Origin of the sequence: Oerskovia merdavium, from assembly GCF_014836755.1 — a bacterium.
Classification (GTDB): domain Bacteria; phylum Actinomycetota; class Actinomycetes; order Actinomycetales; family Cellulomonadaceae; genus Oerskovia; species Oerskovia merdavium.
This window is the reverse complement of record NZ_JACSQF010000003.1, coordinates 241,899-263,273: the sequence shown is the minus strand read 5'-3', so window position 1 is coordinate 263,273 and position 21,375 is coordinate 241,899. Positions and strand designations below refer to the sequence as shown.

Below are 21,375 nucleotides of genomic sequence, written 5' to 3'. Positions count from 1 at the left end.
GTCGCGAGCGCGTCAAGGTCGTGCCCCGTGAGGACATGATCCGCATCGCACGCCGCGAGGACGACGCCACGGCCTGACCCGCGCACCACGCACGGCGCCCCTGCCCACCCGGGCCGGGGCGCCGTCGTCGTACCGGGACCTGCGGTGCCGCAGGCTCCCAGGGCGCGGCACCGTCCCCGGCCGCCCACAGTCGGCGCCCGCAGCGCGGCTCGTCGCCGCGAGGCCCGTGCCCGACGGCGGAGGGAACCTCCCGCGTGCGCCGCGCGTTCATCCGGTGGATGCTCGCACCACGGCATCCTGTGCTCGAGGGAAGGGGCTGGGAGTGGGTCACCAGCATTTCAACGGTCTGAAGACCGCAGGACTTTTCGGGATCATGTGGGTCGTGATCCTGGGGCTGTGGGCGGTGTTCGCCCGTTCGGCCGGGACGTTGTGGATCTTCGTCGCGATCGGTCTGGTGACCACCGCGTACGGCTACTGGAACTCCGACAAGATCGCGATCCGTGCCATGCACGCGCGGCCCGTGAGCGAGCTCGAGCAGCCTGCGATGTACAGGATCGTGCGCGAGCTCTCGACCGCTGCACGTCAGCCCATGCCCAAGCTGTACGTCTCGCCCACGCAGGCGCCCAACGCGTTCGCGACGGGCCGCAACCCCAAGAACGCCGCGGTGTGCTGCACCGAGGGCATCCTGGTGCTGCTCGACGAGCGTGAGCTGCGCGGAGTCCTGGGGCACGAGCTCATGCACGTGTACAACCGGGACATCCTCACGTCGTCGGTCGCCAGCGCCTTGGCCGGCGTCATCACGTCGCTCGCGCAGTTCCTGCTGATCTTCGGCGGCAACCGCGACCGGGGCGGCAACCCGCTCGCCGCGCTCGCGATGGCTCTGCTCGCGCCCGTCGCGGCCATGGTCATCCAGCTCGCGATCTCCCGGACGCGCGAGTACGACGCGGACGAGGACGGCGCCAAGCTCACGGGCGACCCGTTGGCCCTCGCGTCGGCGCTGCGCAAGCTCGAGCAGGGGACCGCACGTGCGCCCCTGCCGCAGAACCGAGAGCTCGTGGACGTCTCGCACGTCATGATCGCCAACCCGTTCCGCGGGGCGGGCGTCGCCAAGATGTTCGCGACGCACCCGCCCATGGCCGAGCGCATCAAGCGGCTCGAGACCATGGCAGGTCAGCAGGGCGGCATCACGCGCTACTGATCCCGCGCTCGGCCATCCAGTCGCGCACCGCGGCCCAGGCGTCCGAGCGAGGGTTCTGGGGCGACAGATGGTCCTCGCCGGGGATCACCGCGAGCGTCACGTCGTCTCCGGCGGCCTGCGCAGCCTCGGCGTAGTCGGTCGCGACCGACGGCACGACCACGGCGTCCAGGTCACCCGTCGTGACGAGCGTCGGGACACCGAGCGGGAGCAGCGCGGTGGGGGATGCGAGGTCGTACCGGTCGTCCCGGACCCCGCTCGTGGAGCCGCCCATGAGCGCCTGGACGGCTCCCTCGACGGGCCCCTCGGCCCCGGCCGTCTTCAGGTCGTTCACGCCGGCCTGGGTGACCACGAGGTCGGGCCGGACGAGCGGAGCCGCGCCGGGGGCGCCGTCGGGCAGGGTGTGGCGGGCGGCGAGCCACAGGGCCATGGTCCCGCCCGCGGAGTGCCCGACGACGGCCACGCGCCCGGGTGCGAGCCCCGCCTCCCCGAGGGCATGGGGGAGGAGGTCGAGGCCTGCGGCGACGTCCTCGAACGTCCCGGGCCAGCCGCCCTCGTCGAGCGGGTCGGCCGCGCCGACGCCGCGGTAGTCGAGGTTCCACACCACGATGCCGTCGTCGGTCAGGTCACGGGCGACCTCGGTCTCGGACGAGCGGTCGTAGGCGGCGTCCCAGCCGCCGCCGTGGACGAGGACGACGACGTCGACGACCTGCGGCGCGGGAGCCTCGCTGCCGGACGGTGTACGCAGTTCCTCGGTCCGCTCGGTGAGCGACGCCGGCAGGATCAGGTCGGCAGTCTGCGCGGGGCGCGGGCCGTAGGAGTACGTCGTGAGCGCGGCGTCGTCGGGCTGGGCCGGGCGTGACGGCGCGTCGGTCGCGGCGGACAGCACCTCCGGGTCGGGCGACGCGGGCGCGGTACAGCCTGCTGCCGTGAGCGCGACCGCCAGCGCGAGGGCCGACAGCCGGCGAGCGCGGCGGGAGAGGGAGCGACGACCGTCCTGCCGTGCGAGGGCGAACATCATGTGCCCGACCTGTCGGCCGACGGGCGGGGGTGCGGTACCGAGGTGTCGAGCAGGCCCTCGAGCGCGACCGCGACGCCGTCCTCGTCGTTGGACGCCGTGCGGTGCGTGACCGCGCCCAGCACGTCGGGGTGCGCGTTCGCTACGGCGTACGAGGTTCCGGCCCAGGCCAGCATGGGCAGGTCGTTGGGCATGTCGCCGAACGCCCACACGTCCCTCGCCTCGATGCCGTGCGACGCGCACCAGGCGGACAGCGCGCCGGCCTTGGTCACGTCGGGAGGGAGCAGCTCGGCGAGCCCCGCGGCCCCCGAGTAGGCGAGCAGGGCCCGGTCGCCGACCGCGTCCAGCACGCGCTCGAAGAACTCGTCCTGCGAGGTGTCGTCGGTGCGCGCGAGCAGCTTCGCGACGGGAGCGTCGAGCGCACGCTCGACCGGTCCGCGCCATTCCTCGGGCATGCCCTCGTCGTGCCGGAACGTCGGGTCGAACACCGGCCCGTCGACCCGTTCGACGGCCAGCGCGACCCCCGGCACCGCCGCCCGCAGGTCACGGACCACGTCGCCCAGGGCGAGCGGCGCGAAACCGCGGGACTCGACGACCTGGCGCGTGCCGACGTCGTACACGCACGCCCCGCCCAGGCAGATGATGACGCCGTGGCCACCGACCAGCCGCCCGACCTCCGTGAGCCAGCGCGGCGGGCGAGCGGTCACGAACACGACCTGGGTCCCGGCGTCGTCGAGGGCTGCCAGGACCTCGCGCGTGCGCTCGGAGACGGAGCCGTCCGAGCGCAGCAGGGTCCCGTCGAGGTCGGTCGCGACGACGCGGGGCGGCCGCAGGGGGCTGGTCATGCAGAGCAGCCAGCAGGGTGGGCCGGGACGGCGCGGTGGACCCCGTGGCTCAGCACGGGCACCGCCGCCGGGAGTCGATGAGTGTCCACGCCGCGAGTCTAGGTCCGTGCGGCGGCGACACGCCCGCGCGTCGTGGGCGTGACACGGCGGGACCCGACACGCGGACGGGCGCGCCGCCGTCGGGCACGAGCCCGACCGGCGACGCGCCCGTCGCGAGAGGGTGTCAGCGGTAGTTCGTGTAATGGTGAACCCACAGGTCAGCGGCCCATTACGTGCCCTCAGTCCGCACAGAGTCCGCAGGAGATTCAAAAGCCGACATCATGAGACCAGCCGCAGCGGTGCGAGTCCGGTCCTCAGCGGTCGGCCACAGGTGCGAGTACGTCCCGAGCGTGATCGTCGGTGACGAGTGCCCCAGGGCGCGCTGGACGGTCACGACGTCGCAGCCGTCCGCAATGAGGCCCGACGCGTAGAAGTGTCGGAGGTCGTGCAGCGTGTGCTCCCCGAGGCCTACAGCGTCCCGTACGGCCCGCCACTGGTTGCCCGCCGAGTTCCGGTTCCACAGGTCCCCGGACGGTGCGCAGAACAACCACTCTTCCTCGCCTCGCGTCCCGAACCCCTCGACGTGCCGGGCGATCATCGTCGTCAGCTCTTCGGGGACGAACACTGTCCGCTCCGACCCGTACTTCGGCGGGACGATCTCCACCGTCTTCGACGTCGCACCCTGGACCTGACGGTCAACGCGGATCGTCCGACGCAGGAAGTCAACATCCGCGAGCTGAAGTCCCGCCGCTTCCCCGAGCCTCAGGCCGGCGAACGCGCACACCCCGATGAACGGTGCGAACCACTCCGGGGCCTCCCGTAGCGCGTCCCCGACACCCCGAGCTGTGGGTATCGCCATGCTCGCCTCGGCCTTGCGGATGCGGGGGAGCGGCACCCGGGAGGACGGGTCCTCGGGAATCACCCGGTCACGCACCGCAGCACTCAACGACATGCGCACGTACGTGACCCGTGTCTTGATCGTGGACGCCGCCAGGCCGCCCTTGCGCGACGCAGCAGGCTGCGACATGGACTTCACCCACGCCTCGACGTGCGAAGCCCTCAGGGCGCTCATGGGAAGGTCCCCGAACGTCACCGAGTCCGCAGCCTGCTTAGCCGCCTCGAGCGTGCCCCTGGCCCACACCTGCCGCGCCGACCAATCAGCCCACCACATGTCGAACGTGATCCGCCCGGCCTTCGGGTCTACGTACCGGCCCGTGACGACCGACGCCGTGACCTCGTCCAGCCACCTCTGAGCGTCGACCTTGCGGGGGAAGTGCTTCGCATGCTCCTTGCCCGCAGCGTCGCGGTACCGGGCGCGCCAGACGCCGTCAGCTCGTCTCTTCAGGCTCGCCATGGCTGGCCTCCTCCTTGTCGATTGCCCACTCCAAGGTGAACCTCTCGCGCGCCTCGACCAGTGTCTCCCGGTACCTGGGCGAGATCATCGTGCCCGTTTTGATGAGGTAGTCGACGCGCTCGCGTGCCTTGCGGAAGTCCTGGAGCGCGGCGACCAGGTCAGCGCACCGATTGCGCAGAGTCGACGCCGCAGCTCGTGCATGAGCATCAGCGGGCGACATCGACGACGTCAATCGGTCCAGGGGTACTTCGAGGATGCTCGCGACGTCCTGCGCCTCAGCCAATCGCAGCGGCCTCTTCCCGGACTCGACGCTCCAGACCGTCGCCTGCGACCACTTCCAACCCATGTCGCGCATGGCGTCCGCCAGTGCCTGCTGGGACCGATCTCCGCGCGCTGCCGCAACGGCGTTGCCAATGACCTCATCTCTACTCACCGTTGGAGCGTACTACGAATGCCAGTAGACGCATGACTACGTTTGTGGAAGACTAGGAACGAAGGTCCCTCCGGGACTAGGAATTGGAGTTGAAGATGACCGCTTTGCTGAGGACTGCCGAGGTGGCCGAGCTGCTCGGCCTGCCGGAAGCCACGCTCCGGTACTGGCGCCACTGCGGTACTGGCCCCAAGTCGTTCACCCTCGGCCCGCGCCGCGTCGTCTACCGCGAGGACGACGTCCTGGCATGGGTCCAGGCCCAGTACGACAAGGAACACGCCACGACGTGACCAACCCCGCCCCGACCGCTCCGAGTACCGCCCCGGACGCAGACACCCCAGACTTTGGCGTGCTCACAGTCACCGCCTGGGAGAAGCGCGTTGCCGCCCACCCAGACGCAGGCCACCTCTCCCGAGGCCAACGCCAACGCCTGGCCCTGAAGCTCCACAAGCGGGCGCTGAGAGCCGAAGACGTCGACCTGAACAAGGTCCTCCAGCACTCCGACGTCACAGGGGAGGAAGCGGTCGGTCTCTACGTTCGACAGCCCGCCCTCGACCGCGACCGACAGCCCTACGCACACCTACGACTCTGACCATGCCCAAGGAGGCACCTCGTGAACGAGAATCCACTGATTCACACCGGGGAGTACATCGCGTACTTCCCCGAGATCGGCAGGACCCTCGGCAGCACCGACCGTGCGATCGTGCTCCAGTACCTCTGGTACCGGCGCGACAGGACCACCGGACGCGCCGTCCTGCCCCTTGACGAGATCGCCGAGAAGACTGGCATCACATACGCGACGGTCCGTCGTGTGACCGACTGGCTCATCAAGAACGGCCACCTCGTCAAGCACCGGGCAAGCACCTGGGACCCGACCTCCACATGGGAGATTCGTTGGAACGACGGTGCTGCGCAATCTGAGCAACACGTGGTGCCCAATCTGAGCAGCAGTCTGGTGCGCAAAGTGAGCAGCACACAGGTGCGCAATCTGAGCAGCACTTCCTCTAAGAACCCTGAAGAACAATCTAAGAACACCCCTATAGTCCCCAGCGGCTTCGAGGAGTTCTGGGCTGCATACCCTCGCAAGGGTGGATCGCTCCCTGCCGCTCGTGCCGCATGGCTCGAGGCAAAGAAGAAGCTCGAACCAGTCGACATCATCGCCGCAGCCAAGCGTCACGCCGACGACCCCAACCGAGTCGACCGCTACACAGTCGCCCCGGCCAAGTGGCTCACCGAGGAACGCTGGAACAACGACCCCGAACCCTCACGAGCCGAGACCAGAAGCCACGACCCACAAGCCGACCTAGCCCGCGCCGAAATGGCGAAGGCGCTCGCACGAGCAAACCAGACAACCAACCCGACAATGATCGGAGCCTGACCATGAACGAGCCCGAAGCCCTCAACATCCTGATGTACCTCAACCGCGCTGGCCTCATCCGCATGATGGAAGACCAAGGCGCCGTCTGGGCAGACATCCTCCAGAACGTCGCGTTCAAAGACGCCGAGGCAGCCGCACGAGAGATCGCCAGGACCCGACTCTCCACCGACCGATGGGTCGTCCCCGGCGACATCCTCGCCCTCGTCAACAAGACTCGCAATCGGTACTACAACCAGATCCCCCCTGCTCTGCGCGAGGTGCCCGAACTGGAAGCATTCAAAGTCGCTGACAGGCCGTGGGAGAACGCGCATCCCCGGCAGTACCACACGTTCTCAATGACCTACACGCGCGCGCTCACGGACGGCCTCGACCCTCAGGCCGCGCTCGACATCGCCTGCGAGCGCGCAGGTATCCCCACCACCAAGCACGAAGCATGGGCCAACCACAAGGCCAACCAAGGCGCACTGCCCGCACGGTCCTACGAAGAGCCGCCCATCGACCGCCGCAACGAATGGATGTTCCGATGACCACGAACACCGAGCACGACAACCTCATCGCCCTCGCACAGAAGCACCTCGCGCACCGCCTCTACGGCCTCGCACGACGCACCGAGACCATGAGCGTCGACACCATGCTCGAGATGCACCGCCACCTCGACACGTTCAGGGACGAGCAGAAGGACAAGCTCAGGCTCCCCGCGAGCGACGCATGACCTGGAGACCCTGCTCCATCTGCGGCGAACCATGCGACGGCTACCGCTGCCCAGAACACACGCCACCACCGCCACCCAAGCGCTCGAAGGACGAGCGCGGGTACGACTGGACATGGGTCAACCTCTCGCGTCGCGCCCGCAAGCTCCAACCGTTCTGCACCGATTGCCAAACGACCGACGACCTCACAGCAGACCACCTCCCAATCGCCTGGGAACGCAAGCTCGCAGGCAAGACCATCCGACTCCAAGACGTCGAAGTCGTATGCCGCTCCTGCAATTCCAAACGCGGCCGGGCAAGACCAGGGGGGTTGGGGTCAACGACCCGCTAGTTCACCCTCTGGGTAAGGCATTTTCTCAGACTGACTTCCGCGCACGACCCCCTCAGGCAAGCGAGAAGGGGCCGTGCGCGTCTTTGTGCCCGGAATACGGGTTAGGACCACTGGACGACTAGACAGGCTCTCAGATCGCCGTACACGGCTTCGGGGCTTACAGACAGGAGAACCCATGGCGATGATGGGACCGAAGGCGAAGGTGACCGCGCCGCCGCTTGACCTATCCGATCTGCCGGCGAATGGGTGGAAGCGCGTGGATGCTTTCGCTCGGGAGTACTTGAAGGTGCCGAAGGGGACGGGCGCTCTGACGCCGTTCAAGTTGCGGAAGTGGCAGTTGGAGATCATTCGTGGGCTGTTCCCGGCCCGTGGGCAGCGCCCTCGTCAGGGGTTGCTGTCGATCCCGCGAGGCAACGGGAAGACGGCCCTCGCTGCCGTGCTCGGCGCCTACGCCCTGTTCGCAGACGGCGTCGAGGGTGCACAGGTTCTGATCGTCGCGTCGGATGAGCGACAGGCGGGCCATGTGTTCAAGGCTGTGAAGCGCATGATCGAACTGGATGAGCGGCTGGCCGAGCAGGTGCAGGTGTATACCGATCGAATTGTCGTCCCGCACACCAACTCTGAATTGCGGACCTTGCCGGCTGAGCCGGGCGCATTGCAGGGGTGGGACCCGACGCTCATGATTGTCGATGAATTGCACGTTGTGACGGAGCCTGTTTGGGAAGCTGTCACGTCGGCGTCAGGTAAGCGGGAACAATCCTTGACCCTGGCAATCTCGACACCCTCGGACACTCCGGAATCCATCATGTGGAAGCTGGTTGAATGGGGCCGGGAGAACAACGACCCGGCTTTCTACTTCAAGGAATATGCGGCGCCCGAGGGTTGTCTGGTCGGTGACGAGAAGGCGTGGAAGATCGCGAATCCGGCGCTCGGGGATTTCCTCCACATTGACGCATTGCGCGCCACGATGAAGACGACCCGCGAACCCGCATTCCGCAGGTATCGCCTCGGGCAGTGGGTTGGGCAGGCAGAGGGTTGGATGCCGTGGGGCGTCTGGGACCTGTGTGCTGACCCAACTCGCGAGGTGCGCGACGGGGAACGCGTGGTCCTGGGCTTCGACGGGTCCGCGTCGGGTGACAGTACGGCTCTTGTGGGATGCACGGTCGGTGAAGACCCGTTCGTGTTCGTCGTGGACATCTGGGCTAACCCTGGCGATCGGGGCTGGCGTGTGCCCCGTGAACAGGTCGACACGGTCGTCCATGCGGCGTTCAAGCGGTGGGACGTCGTCGAGCTCGCCGCCGACCCGTGGGGATGGCGGTCCGAGATTGAATCATGGGCGAAAGCGCACGGGGAAAAGAAGGTCCTCGAGTGGAACACGGCTAATGCTCACCGAATGGCGCCGGCAACTGACCGCATTTACCAGGGTGTGACGGCGCAGACCATGACCCATGACGGCGATGTTCGGCTAGCGGCTCACGTCGCGAACTGTAAGGCGAAGGCAACGCCGATGGGTGATCTTGTCACTAAGGACAAGCGCGGTTCGCCTCGAAAGATTGATGGCGCTGTTGCGGCCATTGTTGCGTTTGATCGTGCCGCTTGGCACGCGAATAAGTCCGTCCGACGAAAGGCAGTTTCCTTCCGATGAATGATCTCCTCAAGAACCTCAGTGACAAGCTCGATGCCTCCGGGGGCACGCTCGCCCGGCTCGACACGTACTACTCCGGCACGCAGCCCACGGCCTTCCTGAGCAAGGAGGCCCGCGAGGCGCTGGGGGACCGGCTCAAGGTCCTGGCAGTCAACTTCCCCCGCCTGGCCGTGCACGCTCTCGCCGAGCGGTTGCAGGTGTCGGGCTTCCGGCGGGCGGGCTCCGAGGCTCCGGACAGCGCACTGTGGGCTGACTGGCGGCGTAACCGCATGGAGGACGCCGCCGCGCAGGCCCACGTAGACGCCCTCGTGTACGGGCGTTCGTTCGTCATCGTGTGGGCTGGTCCTCGCGGACCGCTCGTGACCGTAGAGTCCGCCCGACAGGTCGCCGTGATCCGTGACCCCGCGACGCGTGAGGTCACGGCAGCGTTGAAGCGTTGGGTCGCTGACGGCAAGGGCCACGCGGTCCTCTACGAGCCGGACCAGATCACGCGGTACACGTCGGCCGCGAACGTCGAGGACCCGGCCGCGATGCCTGCGACGTCGTGGGAGCACGCAGAGACGATCGCGAACCCGCTTGGAGTTGTCCCGGTCGTGCCCATCGTGAACCGTGGCCGGTTGCTTGAGGTTGACGGTGTCTCGGAGATGGACGACCTCCTCGACCTGTCCGACGCCCTGAACAAGCTCCTGGCCGACATGATGGTCACGAGCGAGTTCTACGCCCGCCCGCGACGGTGGGCGTCCGGGCTCGAGATCCTTGAGGACGACGACGGCAACCCCGTGAAGCCGTTCAGTGCGGCCCTCGACGACATCTGGCAGTCGGAGGACCCGGTTACGAAGTTCGGGCAGTTCGACGCCGCCCGGCTCGACGGGTACGCGGACGCGGTCGCGCTCATCACGCAGCAGATCGGTGCACTGTCAACCCTGCCGCCGCACTACCTCGGGCTGAACGGTGACCAGCCGCCGAGCGCGGACGCGATCCGTTCCGCTGAGGCGTCCCTGGTGTCGCGCTGCTACCAGTTGCAGCGCACGTTTGGTCAGGCGTGGGCAGACGTCGCACGCCTCATCATCGCGGTTCGTGAGGGTGTGGACCCGCTCGCGATCGACCTTGACGTCGTGTGGGGTAACCCGGAGACCCGGACCCCCGCACAGGCCGCAGACGCCGCCGCCAAGCTCGTGAGCGTCGGTGTGCCGCTGACGGTCGTCCTCGAAGACCAGATGGGCTACACGCCCGCCCAGATCGACCGCGTGCGCACGGCACAGCGGACGCAGGCCCTCGACGGTGCCGGGGTCGACCTCGCCGGGCTGATCGCTTGACCTACCGGGACAAGCTCCACCTACTCGCCGGGGATGTCGAGGCAAAGGTCCTTGACATCTTCGGCGAGTACTCGGTGGGAAGGATCACGCAACCGGTTGCCGTCCGGCTCATCGCGGTCGTCATCGCCAAGGGAAACGCCCGTGCCGTCGCCCTGGCTGACATCGCGTTTGCCGCGAACATGATGCTTGCCCTCGGACAGCCCGTGCCGGTCCTGGGGCTCGTCCCGCGGCCGGGGGAAGTGGAACGCCTCACCAAGGCCGCGCAGACGCTCCTGAGCATCCAAGGAGTCACCTCCGAGCGGGTGGCCCGGCTTGGGCGCGTCGAACCCCTCAACACTGCCGTGACGACGTACTCAGAGGCAATGCAGAAGCGGGCCGGCAACGTGAAGGGCTGGACCCGGAACATGTCCGCTGACCCGTGCCAACTCTGCACCTGGTGGTCACGCGAAGGTCGCGTGTGGCCCGCGTCGCATCCCATGCAGCACCACAAGGGATGCACCTGCACACAGTCAGTCGTGTTCGTCGACAAGGTCGAAGAGACCGAATACACCCGCAAGCAGGCCCGGCTAGCTGCCGGGGTCGAGAACCGCAAGAGATCCGACCTATGGATCGACAAGCAACGAGCAAAGGAAGCCACCAAATGACCGCTGAGACCATCGAGAACACCGAGCCCCAGGACGTCGTCGAAGAGACCCCCGAGGACGTCGAAGAGACCACTGAGCCCACGACCGAGGACGCCGAGACATTCCCCCGGGAGTACGTGCAGAAGCTCCGCGACGAGTCCGCGAAGTACCGCACCCGGGCACAGCAGACCGACGCCCTCGCGCACCGCCTGCACGAGGCACTGACAGCCGCTACGGGCCGCCTGGCCGACCCTACGGACCTCCCGTTCGACGAGGCCCACCTGGACGACCCTGACGCCCTCAGCGCCGCCGTGGACGCCCTCCTGGTGTCGAAGCCTCACCTCGCGTCCCGCACGCCACGCGGCGACGTCGGGCAGGGTGCGAGCGGGGGTCCGGAAGGATTCTCCCTCGCGGGTGCACTCCGGGCCGGTGCCCGATGACAGATACCCCCTAGGGGTATACAATGGCGGGGACGGCCCAGGTGGCCGTCCCCGTCGCACGGGCCAGGCGTCCAAGTGCGAGAACCCATCCGTAGTTCTCACCTTGGAGTCATCTCATGGCAGTTTCCGTTTCGACCGCCGGCGAACTTACCGCCGAGCAGGTCCAGCACATCCTGGTCAAGCCGCTCGAGGCAAAGTCCGTCTTCCTCGCCGCTGGCCCCCGCATCTTCGACACGAACGGTTCCCCTGTTCGTATCCCCAAGGGTGGCGCACCGACGACCCCCACGTTTGTCGGGGAGAACACCCTCATTCCCGAGCAGGACGCGACGTTCGACGAGGTCGAGCTACTGCCCTCGACGATGAAGTCCGTCAAGGTGCTCACCCGGTACAGCAACGAACTGGCCCGCCAGTCCGTCGTGTCCCTCGACGCCGCACTGCGCGACCGCCTCGTCACCGACGTCGCCGCGACCCTCGACACCCAGTTCCTCGGGTCCACGGGTGACGGCATCGCGACCCCCACGGGCCTGTTCGCCTACGCGGGTGTGCAGAACGTCGCCGTGGCTGGTGCACTCGGGCTGGACCACCTCCTCGACGCCTGGGGCAAGGCCCTCAGCGCGAACGTCGACACGTCCGCCCTGAAGTGGGTCATGACCCCGCGCGAGTTCATCAAGCTCCGCAAGGTCAAGCAGGCCACCGGGTCCAACCAATACGTCCTCACGCCCGACGCCACGCAGGACGGCGTGTTCCGCCTCTTCGGGTCCCCGGTGATCGTCACCGGTCGTGTCCCGGACGCCGCCGGCACCCCGAACACCGGCCGCGCGGCCCTGGTCGACTTCTCCCAGATCGCCGTTGCCCGCGACCTGGCCCCCTCGGTCAAGATCCTCACCGAGCGGTACGCGGACTACGACCAGCAGGCCATCCGCGTCATTGCCCGCTACGACGCCAAGCCGATCAACCCGCAGGCGATCGTGACCCTCTCGGGGATCACTCTCTGATGGCAGTCACCGCCGCGCAGGTCGCGGCAATCCTCGGCCGGGGCGACGACAGCGAGACCGTCGCCCTGGCCGGGGCGCACCTGCCCTTGGTCACCGTCTTCGTCAAGGCGTACGTGCGGGGCAACGGCTTCACCGCCGACGAACCCAACGCAGACCTGTCCGCTGTCATCACGACCGCCACGGCCCGTCTCGTGGTCAACCCCGAGCAGGTCAAGCGGTACCAGACAGCCGACTACGCCGAGACGCCCGCAGTCCTCGACGGCTTCACGCTCCCCGAGCTCGCCGTCCTGCACCTCTACAGGCGGAGGACGGCGTGACGCTCGCCCTGGACTACTCCGCACCTGGCGTCGCTGCGGCCGACAAACCGCTGTGGGGCGCGACGAACTGCGACGTGGACTCCTACGGGTCGCCCGCGTCGCTGTACGTGCAGGCCACGGACAACGGCGCGCAAGCGGTACGCCCTGTCACGGGACTCGTCATCGGAGAGGACTACCGGGCCACGGTCACGGTTCACTCCTTCTCCGCGGCGAACCACTGGACCGTCAGCGCAGGTGGGGTCACGGTCCCCCTCGCGGTCGGTGCGGTGTCCGTCGATTTCACCGCGACGAGCACGACCGAGAACGTCGCTGTCGCCTACACGGCCGATGCTGGGGACTACCCATCCGTGTTCATGCGCGGCTTCGCGGTCGATCTCACATCGGTGCCAATCGAGCCTCCCGCGCCACTTGTCGTCACCGGCTCTGGTCTGCGCTTGCGGGACAAGGTCGAGATCCTCACGGCCGACACCTACGAAGACGGGCACGGCAACACGGAGTACGACTGGGACAACCCCATCGTCGTCGGCACCCTGCCCGCATACGTCGGACACACCACGACGAGTCTCTTCGCGGGCGAGGACGGACGTACCGCATTCGTTGAGGAGTTGCGCGCCATCACCCCGGCGTTCAACTTCGACCCCGTCGCGCACCGGCTCCGATGGAAGGGCGAGACCTACCTTCCGAACGGTCCCGCACTCCTGCGGATGCGCAACGGCAGGGATCACCACCTCACGATCCCCATCAAGGCCGTCAACGGCTGACGAGTCCGCAGATAGTCCGCAGGAACCCCGTAAGCGGCCCGTGACCACCAACGGTAAGAGGGCCAGGATCGTTGAGTTTCCAACGATCCTGGCCCTCACCCGTACCCGCCAATCCTTGACTAACGGTAGTTCGTGAACTGCACCGCGAAGTCCAGGTCCGCGCCCTTGAGCAGCGACTGGACGGCCTGGAGGTCGTCGCGCGACTTGCTGGTCGCGCGGACCTCGTCGCCCGTGATCTGCGTCTTGACGCCCTTGGGCCCCTCCTCGCGGATGATCTTCGTGATCTTCTTGGCGTTCTCGCCGGCGAGGCCCTCCTTGAGCACGCCCTCGAGGCGGTACTCCTTGCCCGACAGCTTGGGCTCCTTGTCGTCCGTGTCGAACGCCTTGAGCGAGATCCCGCGCTTGATGAGCTTGGTCTGGAAGACGTCGAGGATCGCGAGCACGCGCTCCTCGGAGTTGGCGATCATGACGATCTTCTCGCCGCTCCAGGCGATCGAGGCGCCGACGTTCTTGAAGTCGTAGCGCGTCTGGATCTCCTTGACGGCCTGGTTGAGGGCGTTGTCGACCTCCTGGCGGTCGACCTTGCTGACGATGTCCATCGATGAATCGGCCACGGTGCTCTCCTGACGAGGTAGGTGGATTGGTCTGGGGTCCACGGTAGTGGGCGGGCGGCGCGGATGCCGCCCCGGGCTGCGCGGTGTCGGCGCAGGCGGGCGTCAGCGCGTCGCGGCCAGGCGGGACGCGCGCATGGCGCGCAGGCCGTCGACGCTCAGGACGACGAGCGCGAGCCAGACCAGCGAGAAGCCTGCCCACCGCGCGGGCGGCATGGGCTCGTGGAACACGAGGAGCCCGACGAGGAGCTGGAGCACGGGCGCGAGGTACTGGAGCATGCCCACGAGGCTCAGCGGCAGACGGCGGGCGGCCGCGCCGAAGAGCAGCAGGGGCAAGGCCGTGACGATCCCGCTCGAGGCCAGCAGGAGCGCGTGGCCCGTGCCCTCGGCGCCGAACGTCCCGACCCCCGTCGCGCCCAGGAAGACCAGGTAGCCGAGCGCCACGGGGAACAGCAGGGTGGTCTCGACCGCGAGCCCCGGGAGGGCCTCGACGTCGCGGCCGACCCGGTTCTTGACGAGCCCGTACAGCCCGAACGAGATCGCGAGGGTCAGCGCGATCCAGGGCAGGCGGCCCAGGCCGATCGTGAGGATGATCACGGCCGACGCCCCGATCCCCAGGGCCACCCACTGTGCGGGCCGCAGGCGTTCCTTGAGCACGAGGACAGCGAGCAGCACCGTGACGAGCGGGTTGATGAAGTAGCCGAGCGCGGCGTCGAGCACGTGGCCGGACAGCACGCCGTAGACGTAGACGGCCCAGTTCGTGGCGACCAGGACGGCCGCGATCGCGAGCAGCCCGACGGTCCGGCGCACCCGGAACACCGCCCGGTAGGCGGGCAGCTTGCGCATCACGAGCAGCAGGAGCAGGCAGAAGAGCAGGCTCCAGACCACGCGGTGGGCGATGATCTCGAGCGGCCCGGCGGGCTGGAGCAGGGGGAAGAACAGGGGCATCGCGCCCCACAGGAAGTACGCGCTCGCGCCGAGGACCACGCCCAGGCGGTCGATCGGGGCGGGGCCCGCCTGGGTGCCCGGACGGGACGCGTCCGGTGGTGCGGAGAGGTCGTTCACGGGGTGCTGGGGGGCCTGGCTCACGGTCCACTGTAAGCGTGGGCGGGGTCCGCGCGCGGGGTCGATTTTTCACCAGGGCCCGATCGGCTGTACTGTTGCCACGCTCCCGCAGTTCGGAAGCGTCCTCTGGTTGCGCCTCGGCGCGGCCCGGTCGCTACCGTGTGGCGAGAGTGCACAACCGAACATGGCAGGTTGCCCGAGCGGCCAAAGGGATCTGACTGTAAATCAGACGGCACAGCCTTCGTGGGTTCGAATCCCTCACCTGCCACGCACCTGAACGAGGCGTCACCCCCTGGGTGGCGCCTCGTTCGCGTTGTCGGAGGTACGGGGCGGTCGGTCCGGCGGGTGTCGCGGTCCGGCAGGGAGCGGGGGGCGCACGCTCCCCGCCCGACGTCGGAGCTCGTCTCGGTCTCTCGGCCGGCGGGTCGTGCGGTCGGCGCGGGGGGTGAAGTCCTGACATGTCCGACGCGTGCGAGGTGTCGCGCGGGCCCCGGGGCGCACGGCCCTCAGGTCGAGAAATCGGCCTGATCACTGGGTTTCCGGGTGGTCGCAGAGGTCGATTTCGCACCACGGCAGAACCCGTGTAATCTTTTCACCGCTGCCCCGATAGCTCAGTCGGCAGAGCGTCTCCATGGTAAGGAGAAGGTCAAGGGTTCGATTCCCTTTCGGGGCTCTGTGAAGTGACGCGGGGTCGTCTCGCTGGAATACTGGCGACACGACCCCGCGTTCATCACGCGGCGGGGTAGCTCAGTTGGTCAGAGCGCACGGCTCATAATCGTGAGGTCGCGGGTTCGAGCCCCGCCCCCGCTACCACTTCCTGACATCACACCGTACGGCGGCCGGCGCCGTGCGGCCTAGCAAGCACGTAGCGCCCTCCGGAGGCGCGAGAGGTGGCACTACCGTGGCAAGCAAGAGCTCAGACGTTCGCCCGAAGATCACGCTCGCATGCGTGGACTGCAAGGAGCGCAACTACATCACGAAGAAGAACCGCCGCAACGACCCCGACCGTCTCGAGCTGGCGAAGTTCTGCCCGCGTTGCGGCAAGCACACCGCTCACCGCGAGACCCGCTGATCCAGCGGCTCCTCTGAGCAGCACCGACACGCATGGCGATCAACGCTGACTACGCCGGTCGTGAGTACCCGGCCACCGCCCCGTACTCCGTGGGCCGCGAGAAGATCCGCGAGTTCGCCAGCGCCGTCGGTTCGACCCACCCCGCGCACCACGATGTGGTCACAGCGCGGGGTTTGGGCTATCCGGACCTGATCGCGCCGCCCACCTTCGCGGTGGTCGTCGCGCAGCGCGCCGAGGCCCCGTTCATCCAGGACCCTGAGGCCGGCGTCGACTTCACGCGGGTCGTCCACGCGGACGAGCGGTTCGTGCACCACCGACCCATCGTCGCCGGCGACGAGCTGGTCACGGTCCTGCACGTCGACTCGATCACGCAGCGGGCGGGCATCTCGATGGTCACCACGCGCGCCGAGATCGGCGCCCTGGCGGCCGACGGCTCCGGAACCGTCGAGCCCGTCGCGACCGTCACGTCCAGCCTCGTCGTCCGCGGGGAGGACGCATGACCGAGCACACGGCTTCCCCGGTGAGCACCACGCGACCGGACCTCTCCGCTCTCGCGGTCGGTGACGTCGTCGGGACGCGGGAGATCGCTGTCGACCGCGCACGCCTCGTCCGGTACGCCGGCGCGAGCGGCGACTTCAACCCGATCCACTGGAACGACACCTTCGCCCAGAGCGTGGACCTGCCCGGCGTGATCGCGCACGGCATGTTCACCATGGGTGCGGCGGTGACCCTCGTCGAGGACTGGGCCGGGGACCCGGGGGCGGTCGTCGACTACCAGACCCGCTTCACGCGCCCCGTGCCCGTGCCGAACCCGGGCGAGGCGGTCATCTCGGTGTCCGGCACGATCGGCGCGATCGACCCCGAGGCCCGCACGGTCCGCGTCGACCTCACCGTCACGTTCGAGGGTGCCAAGGTACTCATGAAGTCGCAGGCCGTCGTCCGCCTCTGAGAGCCGGACGTCAGCGCCGCCAGCACGTCGACGAAGGGCGCCTCTCCCGCACGGGAGAGGCGCCCTCCGGCGTCGGTGGTAGGGCCGTGGGGACGGTGCGGCCGGACCTGACCCTGCGGCTCAGACGGCCGGGACAGGCCCGGTCGTGGTCCCGACGACGAGCGTGACGTCGAGCATCACGGTCTCGGGCTCCTTGCCCGCGAGGAGCGAGACCACCGCGCGGCCGAGCTCGGCGCCCTTCTCGGCGAGAGGCTGGTGCACGCTCGTGAGGGTGTCCGGGCTGAGCCACGGCAGGTCGAGCCCGTCGAAGCCTGCGACGGACACGTCCTCGGGCACGCGCAGGCCGAGCTCCTTGGCGCCCAGGACGGCGCCCGCGGCGAGCAGGTCCGAGTGCGCGATGATCGCGGTCGGGCGCTCGTCGGACGGTACCCAGGTCCCGAGGATCTCGACCGCTGCCGCGTGCCCGTGCTCGACGAGCGAGGCCTCGGTCTCCCAGGAGATGAGAGGTTCGACGACGTCGCGCACGCCCGCGAGCCGGTTGAGCGTGGGGGTGCGGTCGGCCTGGGCGAGGCGGTCGGCATCGATGACGCCGCTGCGGCGTGAGTTGTCGAGGGGGAGGGTGATCTCGGCGACGCGGGTGTGCCCCAGGTCGACGAGGTGGCGCACGACCTCGGCCGTGCCCTTGCGGTCCTCGATGCCGACGAGCGGGGTCCCCGGTACGGGGTGCCCCTCGCCGATCACGACGGGGACGCCGCGGCGCTGCAGCGCGGCGAGGGTCGCGTCGTCGGTCCCGATGCCCCACACGAGGACCGCGACGTCCATCGCTGCGCTCTCGATGAGAGGGTCGACCGCGCGGGACGGGTCCTCGGACGGGATGCCGGGGATGAGGAGCACGCCGAGGCCGCTCGTGCCGAGCGTCGAGACGAGCCCGTCGAGGACCTGGACCGCGACGGGGTCGCGGAACGCGCGCTTGAGCTGGTCGCCGATCACGACGCCGACGATCCCGGACCGTCCCGAGCGGAGCTGGCGGCCGAGCGGGTTGGGACCGGCGTAGCCGAGCTCGGTCGCGGCGGCCATGACGCGGTCGCGCGTCTCGGGGGTGATGGGGCCCGCGCCGGAGAACGCGAGCGACGCGGTGGACACCGAGACGCCGGCGAGCGCGGCGACACGGGCGAGGGTCGGACGGCCTGGCGGCTTGGGTGCCTGCTCGGTCTCGGTCATCGTTGCCCCTCTGCCGGTCTTCTGGACGAACTCGGATCCGCCGTGACGCACGGAAAAGGTGTTTGACGGCGCGGCCAGACTACCCGCAGACTTGTCACCATGTCTCGAATCGTTTCGAAGGCCACTCCCGACGCAGGTATCGAATCGATTCGACCAGCGCTCGACCCCGGCCTCTCCCGCGCCCGCTGGTCCCTCCTGGGGATCTTCCTGCTCAACGGCATCACCATGTCGAGCTGGCTCGCCCGCATCCCCTCGGTGCGTGACGCCCTGGGCATGACGCCCAAGGACCTGGGCTTCGTGCTCCTCGCCGGCGCTGTCGGTGCGCTCCTGACCGTCACGCTCGCCGGGCCGATCGTCAACCGCTTCGGCGGCCGCGCGGCCATGCTCGCCTCGACGGGCTTCTTCGCCGCGGCCCTCGTGCTCCTGGGCGTCGGCCCCGCGACGGGCTCGGTCCCGTTGCTGGCTGCGGGCATCTTCCTCAACGGCGTGGCCTTCTCGCTCGGCAACGTCCCCATGAACGTCGAGAGCGCGAGCGTCGAGCGTCGGACGGGCCGCACGATCCTGCCGCAGTTCCACGCGGCCTTCAGCATCGGTGCCGTCCTGGGCTCGCTCGTCGGCGCGGCGTGCGCCGCGGGCGACGTCCCGGTCCTGGCGCAGTTCGTGGGCACCGCGGTCGTCGCGACGGTCTGGCGGCTGGCCAGCATCCCGATGTTCATCCACGACACGCTGCCCCGCCCGCGGGTCGAGGGGCGCCTGGGCGACGCCGGCCCCGACGGGGGCGAGGCCGCCGCAGCGCTGCACCCGCGTTCGCGCCGCGTGCGCCTGGGGGCCGCGCTCGGTGCGTGGCGTGAGCCCCGCACGCTGCTCATCGGCCTCGTCATCATGGCCGCGGCACTGTCCGAGGGGTCCGCGAACGACTGGCTCTCGCTCGCCGTGGTCGACGGGTTCGACCAGACCGAGGCCGTGGGCGCGGTCGTGTTCGGCGCGTTCGTCGGCGCGATGACCGTCATGCGCCTGCTGGGCACGCGCCTGATCGACCGCTACGGCCGCGTCGCGGTGCTCCGGGTCTCGGGGGTCGCCTCGATCGGTGGCCTCCTCCTGTTCGGGTTCGCCCCGAACCTCGCCCTCGCGGGCGTGGGCGTGGTCGCGTGGGGCCTGGGTGCAGCGCTCGCGGTCCCGATCGGCATCGCCGCGGCCTCGGACGAGCCGATGCAGGCGGCGAGCCGTGTCTCGGTCGTCTCGGCGTTCTCGTCCATGGCCTCGCTCGCGGCCCCGCCGCTGCTGGGCATCGCTGCCGAGGCCATGGGCGCGCGTCACGCGCTCGTCCTCATCGTGGTCGCGATGGTCGTCAGCGTGCTGCTCTCGAAGAAGGTCGCGCCGCTCGTCGCGGGGGAGCGCCCGGCACCGCTCGCAGGGCCCGACGGCGGGGCTCCCGTCCCGCCCGCGGGTCGCCGAGCGGTCGGCACCGGCACGGACGACGCCCTGCTCGACGGTGACGGCGACCGCGACGTGCGCGCCGAGGACACCTTGGCGGGCGCTCCTGACGCGACCGCGAAGCCTGACCAGGTGGTAACTCATCACGCGGTACCGTCGACCCTGCGCACGCGCCGCCGTCGTGGTGTGCGACGACACCGCGCGACCGACCCTGCACCGACCGGCTCGACCTCCCACCGACGCGAGGAGACCCCCGCATGACCACCCCGCCCGCCCCCCGCTCCGGGGAGCAGCGCGCAGCGAGCGCCGCCCGCGTCGTCCAGGCAGCCACCTGGGCCGTGTTCGCGGTGTTCTTCCTCAACGGCTTCAACTTCGCGAGCTGGGCCTCGCGCCTGCCCGCGGTCCGGGACGCGCTCGGGCTCTCCGAGGGCAGCATGGGCTTCCTGCTGCTGTTCGCCGCGATCGGCTCGCTCCTCGCGCTGCCGCTCTCGGGCATGGTCGTCCAGCGCGTCGGCGCCTCGCGCGCGGTCGTGATCTTCGCGACGGTCAACGTGGCGGGGCTCGTCGTGGCCGTCACGGGCGTGTCCCAGGGCTCGGTCGACGTCGTACGGGTCGGCCTGTTCCTCTTCGGGATCGGCACCGGGGTCTGGGACGCCGCGATGAACATCGAGGGCGCGGCGGTCGAGCAGCGCCTCGGCAAGGCGATCATGCCCCGCTTCCACGCGGGCTTCTCGTTCGGGACCATGGCAGGGGCCGGCGTCGGCGCACTGGCCGCGCTCGCAGGGGTCCCCGTGCAGTGGCACCTCGCGGTGGCTCTCGCACTGAGCCTGCTCGCGGTCCTGTGGTGCGTGCGGTCCTTCCTCCCCGCAGGTGCGGTCACGGACGAGGCCCTCGCGGCGTCGTCGGGCGACCTGCGGGACGACGCGGCGGGCGAGGACCCCGCGACCGCGGTCCACGGCAAGGGCGCGCGCAGCGCCCTCGCCGCGTGGAAGGAACCGCGCACGCTGCTCATCGGCCTCGTGGTCCTGGCCGCCGCCCTGACCGAGGGCGCGGCGAACGACTGGGTCGGGCTCGCGGTCGTCGACGGGTTCGGCACGTCCGACGCGATGGGCGCCGTCGCGCTCGGGATCTTCCTCACCGCCATGACGGGCATGCGCCTGCTCGGGACGGGCCTGCTCGACCGGTTCGGCCGGGTGGCCGTGCTGCGCATCTCGGCAGGCCTCGCGTTCGTCGGCCTGCTCGTGTTCACGCTCGTGCCCAACCTGTGGGTCGCGCTCGTGGGCGTGGTGCTGTGGGGCATGGGGGCGGCGCTCGGCTTCCCGGTCGGGATGAGCGCGGCCTCGGACGACCCCGCGCACGCCGCGGTCCGGGTCAGCGTCGTGTCGACCGTCGGGTACTCGGCGTTCTTCGTCGGCCCGCCGCTCATCGGGTTCCTGGCCGAGCACATCGGCGGCTACCGCCCCGCGCTGCTCGTCATCGCGGTGCCGCTCGTGATCGGTCTGCTCGTGGTCAACGCGGCCAAGCCGCTGCCCACCGCGGCAGGCGGCGCGGGCACCGCGACCCCCTGACGGTCGCCAGGGCGAGGAGCGGGAGCGGCGTCGAGAGAGGGGGCGGGCGGCGGCGAAC

25 protein-coding genes and 3 tRNA genes are annotated in these 21,375 nt (G+C 69.3%); 21 read left to right on the top strand and 7 right to left on the bottom strand.

Annotated elements, in window-relative coordinates:
- Positions 1–322 precede the first annotated feature (322 nt).
- Positions 323–1,198 (top strand): zinc metalloprotease HtpX, encoded by an 876-nt coding sequence (gene htpX / locus H9641_RS04865; RefSeq protein WP_191801497.1) that lies wholly within the window; start codon positions 323–325, stop codon positions 1,196–1,198.
- On the opposite strand, the gene H9641_RS04860 is transcribed toward htpX, so the two are convergent.
- From H9641_RS04860 to H9641_RS04845, 4 genes are all read right to left on the bottom strand, one after another.
- On the bottom strand, positions 1,185–2,216 hold the full coding sequence (locus H9641_RS04860; RefSeq protein ID WP_191801495.1) for an alpha/beta hydrolase family protein: 1,032 nt from the start codon (positions 2,214–2,216) through the stop codon (positions 1,185–1,187). The genes htpX and H9641_RS04860 overlap by 14 nt on opposite strands.
- Positions 2,213–3,058: an HAD family hydrolase gene (locus tag H9641_RS04855; protein ID WP_191801493.1), complete on the bottom strand. Its 846-nt coding sequence runs from the start codon at positions 3,056–3,058 to the stop codon at positions 2,213–2,215. The genes H9641_RS04860 and H9641_RS04855 overlap by 4 nt, the downstream gene beginning before the upstream one ends.
- Positions 3,059–3,326: 268 nt before the next feature.
- Positions 3,327–4,451: a tyrosine-type recombinase/integrase gene (locus H9641_RS04850; protein WP_191801491.1), complete on the bottom strand. Its 1,125-nt coding sequence runs from the start codon at positions 4,449–4,451 to the stop codon at positions 3,327–3,329.
- Positions 4,426–4,884: a helix-turn-helix transcriptional regulator gene (locus H9641_RS04845; protein ID WP_191801489.1), complete on the bottom strand. Its 459-nt coding sequence runs from the start codon at positions 4,882–4,884 to the stop codon at positions 4,426–4,428. The genes H9641_RS04850 and H9641_RS04845 overlap by 26 nt, the downstream gene beginning before the upstream one ends.
- 95 nt (positions 4,885–4,979) lie before the next feature.
- Between H9641_RS04845 and H9641_RS04840 the strand changes: the two genes are divergently transcribed.
- The 12 genes from H9641_RS04840 to H9641_RS04785 all read left to right on the top strand — a co-directional run bounded on the left by H9641_RS04840 (position 4,980) and on the right by H9641_RS04785 (position 13,397).
- Entirely contained in the window at positions 4,980–5,171 is a 192-nt protein-coding gene (locus H9641_RS04840; protein WP_191801487.1) for a helix-turn-helix transcriptional regulator, read from the top strand.
- The gene (locus tag H9641_RS04835) at positions 5,168–5,473 is read left to right on the top strand and encodes a hypothetical protein (RefSeq protein ID WP_191801485.1); all 306 of its coding nucleotides are present in this window, start codon (positions 5,168–5,170) and stop codon (positions 5,471–5,473) included. Before H9641_RS04840 ends, H9641_RS04835 begins: the two co-directional genes overlap by 4 nt.
- Before the next feature lie 21 nt (positions 5,474–5,494).
- On the top strand, positions 5,495–6,259 hold the full coding sequence (locus tag H9641_RS04830) for a hypothetical protein (RefSeq protein ID WP_191801483.1): 765 nt from the start codon (positions 5,495–5,497) through the stop codon (positions 6,257–6,259).
- Between the two features lie 2 nt (positions 6,260–6,261).
- On the top strand, positions 6,262–6,786 hold the full coding sequence (locus H9641_RS04825) for a hypothetical protein (RefSeq protein ID WP_191801481.1): 525 nt from the start codon (positions 6,262–6,264) through the stop codon (positions 6,784–6,786).
- Complete coding sequence (locus H9641_RS04820) at positions 6,783–6,971, top strand: hypothetical protein (RefSeq protein WP_191801479.1); 189 nt, start codon at positions 6,783–6,785, stop codon at positions 6,969–6,971. Before H9641_RS04825 ends, H9641_RS04820 begins: the two co-directional genes overlap by 4 nt.
- Positions 6,972–7,475: 504 nt before the next feature.
- A complete protein-coding gene (locus tag H9641_RS04815; RefSeq protein ID WP_225219972.1) occupies positions 7,476–8,945 on the top strand; it encodes a terminase large subunit domain-containing protein in 1,470 nt (489 codons plus the stop codon).
- Positions 8,942–10,261 (top strand): phage portal protein, encoded by a 1,320-nt coding sequence (locus H9641_RS04810; protein WP_191801477.1) that lies wholly within the window; start codon positions 8,942–8,944, stop codon positions 10,259–10,261. Before H9641_RS04815 ends, H9641_RS04810 begins: the two co-directional genes overlap by 4 nt.
- The gene (locus H9641_RS04805) at positions 10,258–10,905 is read left to right on the top strand and encodes a hypothetical protein (RefSeq protein WP_191801475.1); all 648 of its coding nucleotides are present in this window, start codon (positions 10,258–10,260) and stop codon (positions 10,903–10,905) included. Before H9641_RS04810 ends, H9641_RS04805 begins: the two co-directional genes overlap by 4 nt.
- Positions 10,902–11,324: a hypothetical protein gene (locus tag H9641_RS04800; protein ID WP_191801473.1), complete on the top strand. Its 423-nt coding sequence runs from the start codon at positions 10,902–10,904 to the stop codon at positions 11,322–11,324. Before H9641_RS04805 ends, H9641_RS04800 begins: the two co-directional genes overlap by 4 nt.
- 116 nt (positions 11,325–11,440) lie before the next feature.
- A complete protein-coding gene (locus H9641_RS04795; protein WP_191801471.1) occupies positions 11,441–12,319 on the top strand; it encodes a phage major capsid protein in 879 nt (292 codons plus the stop codon).
- Complete coding sequence (locus H9641_RS04790) at positions 12,319–12,636, top strand: hypothetical protein (protein WP_191801469.1); 318 nt, start codon at positions 12,319–12,321, stop codon at positions 12,634–12,636. Before H9641_RS04795 ends, H9641_RS04790 begins: the two co-directional genes overlap by 1 nt.
- On the top strand, positions 12,633–13,397 hold the full coding sequence (locus H9641_RS04785; protein WP_191801468.1) for a head-tail adaptor protein: 765 nt from the start codon (positions 12,633–12,635) through the stop codon (positions 13,395–13,397). Before H9641_RS04790 ends, H9641_RS04785 begins: the two co-directional genes overlap by 4 nt.
- A gap of 119 nt (positions 13,398–13,516) precedes the next feature.
- Here H9641_RS04785 and H9641_RS04780 read toward each other — a convergent pair whose 3' ends face one another.
- Together H9641_RS04780 and rarD are read right to left on the bottom strand one after the other, a co-directional pair.
- Positions 13,517–14,011, bottom strand: coding sequence for a YajQ family cyclic di-GMP-binding protein (locus tag H9641_RS04780; protein WP_191801466.1), 495 nt, complete (start codon positions 14,009–14,011; stop codon positions 13,517–13,519).
- 102 nt (positions 14,012–14,113) lie between these two features.
- Positions 14,114–15,097, bottom strand: a complete 984-nt coding sequence (gene rarD, locus H9641_RS04775) for an EamA family transporter RarD (RefSeq protein ID WP_404821922.1) — start codon at positions 15,095–15,097, stop codon at positions 14,114–14,116.
- 162 nt (positions 15,098–15,259) lie between these two features.
- Between rarD and H9641_RS04770 the strand changes: the two genes are divergently transcribed.
- From H9641_RS04770 to H9641_RS04745, 6 genes are all read left to right on the top strand, one after another.
- Positions 15,260–15,341 (top strand) — tRNA-Tyr (locus tag H9641_RS04770).
- A 332-nt stretch (positions 15,342–15,673) separates the two neighbouring features.
- A tRNA-Thr gene (locus H9641_RS04765) sits at positions 15,674–15,746 on the top strand.
- Between the two features lie 63 nt (positions 15,747–15,809).
- Positions 15,810–15,886, top strand: a tRNA-Met gene (locus H9641_RS04760).
- Between the two features lie 88 nt (positions 15,887–15,974).
- Positions 15,975–16,145, top strand: coding sequence for a 50S ribosomal protein L33 (gene rpmG / locus H9641_RS04755; RefSeq protein ID WP_030151977.1), 171 nt, complete (start codon positions 15,975–15,977; stop codon positions 16,143–16,145).
- A 32-nt stretch (positions 16,146–16,177) separates the two neighbouring features.
- Positions 16,178–16,645: an FAS1-like dehydratase domain-containing protein gene (locus tag H9641_RS04750; RefSeq protein WP_056653682.1), complete on the top strand. Its 468-nt coding sequence runs from the start codon at positions 16,178–16,180 to the stop codon at positions 16,643–16,645.
- Positions 16,642–17,094: a MaoC family dehydratase gene (locus H9641_RS04745; RefSeq protein WP_191801463.1), complete on the top strand. Its 453-nt coding sequence runs from the start codon at positions 16,642–16,644 to the stop codon at positions 17,092–17,094. Before H9641_RS04750 ends, H9641_RS04745 begins: the two co-directional genes overlap by 4 nt.
- A gap of 120 nt (positions 17,095–17,214) precedes the next feature.
- Here the strand turns inward: H9641_RS04745 and H9641_RS04740 are convergent, their stop codons facing one another.
- A complete protein-coding gene (locus H9641_RS04740; protein ID WP_191801461.1) occupies positions 17,215–18,315 on the bottom strand; it encodes a LacI family DNA-binding transcriptional regulator in 1,101 nt (366 codons plus the stop codon).
- Positions 18,316–18,414: 99 nt separating this feature from the next.
- On the opposite strand from H9641_RS04740, the gene H9641_RS04735 reads away from it, so the two are divergent.
- Entirely contained in the window at positions 18,415–20,010 is a 1,596-nt protein-coding gene (locus H9641_RS04735) for an MFS transporter (protein WP_225219971.1), read from the top strand.
- The gene (locus H9641_RS04730) at positions 20,007–21,317 is read left to right on the top strand and encodes an MFS transporter (protein WP_191801459.1); all 1,311 of its coding nucleotides are present in this window, start codon (positions 20,007–20,009) and stop codon (positions 21,315–21,317) included. Before H9641_RS04735 ends, H9641_RS04730 begins: the two co-directional genes overlap by 4 nt.
- Positions 21,318–21,375: the final 58 nt, after the last annotated feature.

Excerpts from the sequence above, each read along its gene's own strand:
- H9641_RS04800 (WP_191801473.1), top strand. The coding sequence starts at position 10,902 with ATGACCGCTGAGACCATCGAGAACACCGAGCCCCAGGACGTCGTCGAA.
- H9641_RS04750 (WP_056653682.1), top strand. The coding sequence starts at position 16,178 with ATGGCGATCAACGCTGACTACGCCGGTCGTGAGTACCCGGCCACCGCC.
- H9641_RS04860 (WP_191801495.1), bottom strand. The coding sequence starts at position 2,216 with ATGATGTTCGCCCTCGCACGGCAGGACGGTCGTCGCTCCCTCTCCCGC.
- H9641_RS04825 (WP_191801481.1), top strand. The coding sequence starts at position 6,262 with ATGAACGAGCCCGAAGCCCTCAACATCCTGATGTACCTCAACCGCGCT.
- H9641_RS04810 (WP_191801477.1), top strand. The coding sequence starts at position 8,942 with ATGAATGATCTCCTCAAGAACCTCAGTGACAAGCTCGATGCCTCCGGG.
- H9641_RS04855 (WP_191801493.1), bottom strand. The coding sequence starts at position 3,058 with ATGACCAGCCCCCTGCGGCCGCCCCGCGTCGTCGCGACCGACCTCGAC.
- H9641_RS04735 (WP_225219971.1), top strand. The coding sequence starts at position 18,415 with ATGTCTCGAATCGTTTCGAAGGCCACTCCCGACGCAGGTATCGAATCG.
- H9641_RS04850 (WP_191801491.1), bottom strand. The coding sequence starts at position 4,451 with ATGGCGAGCCTGAAGAGACGAGCTGACGGCGTCTGGCGCGCCCGGTAC.
- H9641_RS04745 (WP_191801463.1), top strand. The coding sequence starts at position 16,642 with ATGACCGAGCACACGGCTTCCCCGGTGAGCACCACGCGACCGGACCTC.
- H9641_RS04795 (WP_191801471.1), top strand. The coding sequence starts at position 11,441 with ATGGCAGTTTCCGTTTCGACCGCCGGCGAACTTACCGCCGAGCAGGTC.
- H9641_RS04740 (WP_191801461.1), bottom strand. The coding sequence starts at position 18,315 with ATGACCGAGACCGAGCAGGCACCCAAGCCGCCAGGCCGTCCGACCCTC.
- H9641_RS04840 (WP_191801487.1), top strand. The coding sequence starts at position 4,980 with ATGACCGCTTTGCTGAGGACTGCCGAGGTGGCCGAGCTGCTCGGCCTG.
- H9641_RS04820 (WP_191801479.1), top strand. The coding sequence starts at position 6,783 with ATGACCACGAACACCGAGCACGACAACCTCATCGCCCTCGCACAGAAG.
- H9641_RS04790 (WP_191801469.1), top strand. The coding sequence starts at position 12,319 with ATGGCAGTCACCGCCGCGCAGGTCGCGGCAATCCTCGGCCGGGGCGAC.
- H9641_RS04730 (WP_191801459.1), top strand. The coding sequence starts at position 20,007 with ATGACCACCCCGCCCGCCCCCCGCTCCGGGGAGCAGCGCGCAGCGAGC.
- H9641_RS04815 (WP_225219972.1), top strand. The coding sequence starts at position 7,476 with ATGGCGATGATGGGACCGAAGGCGAAGGTGACCGCGCCGCCGCTTGAC.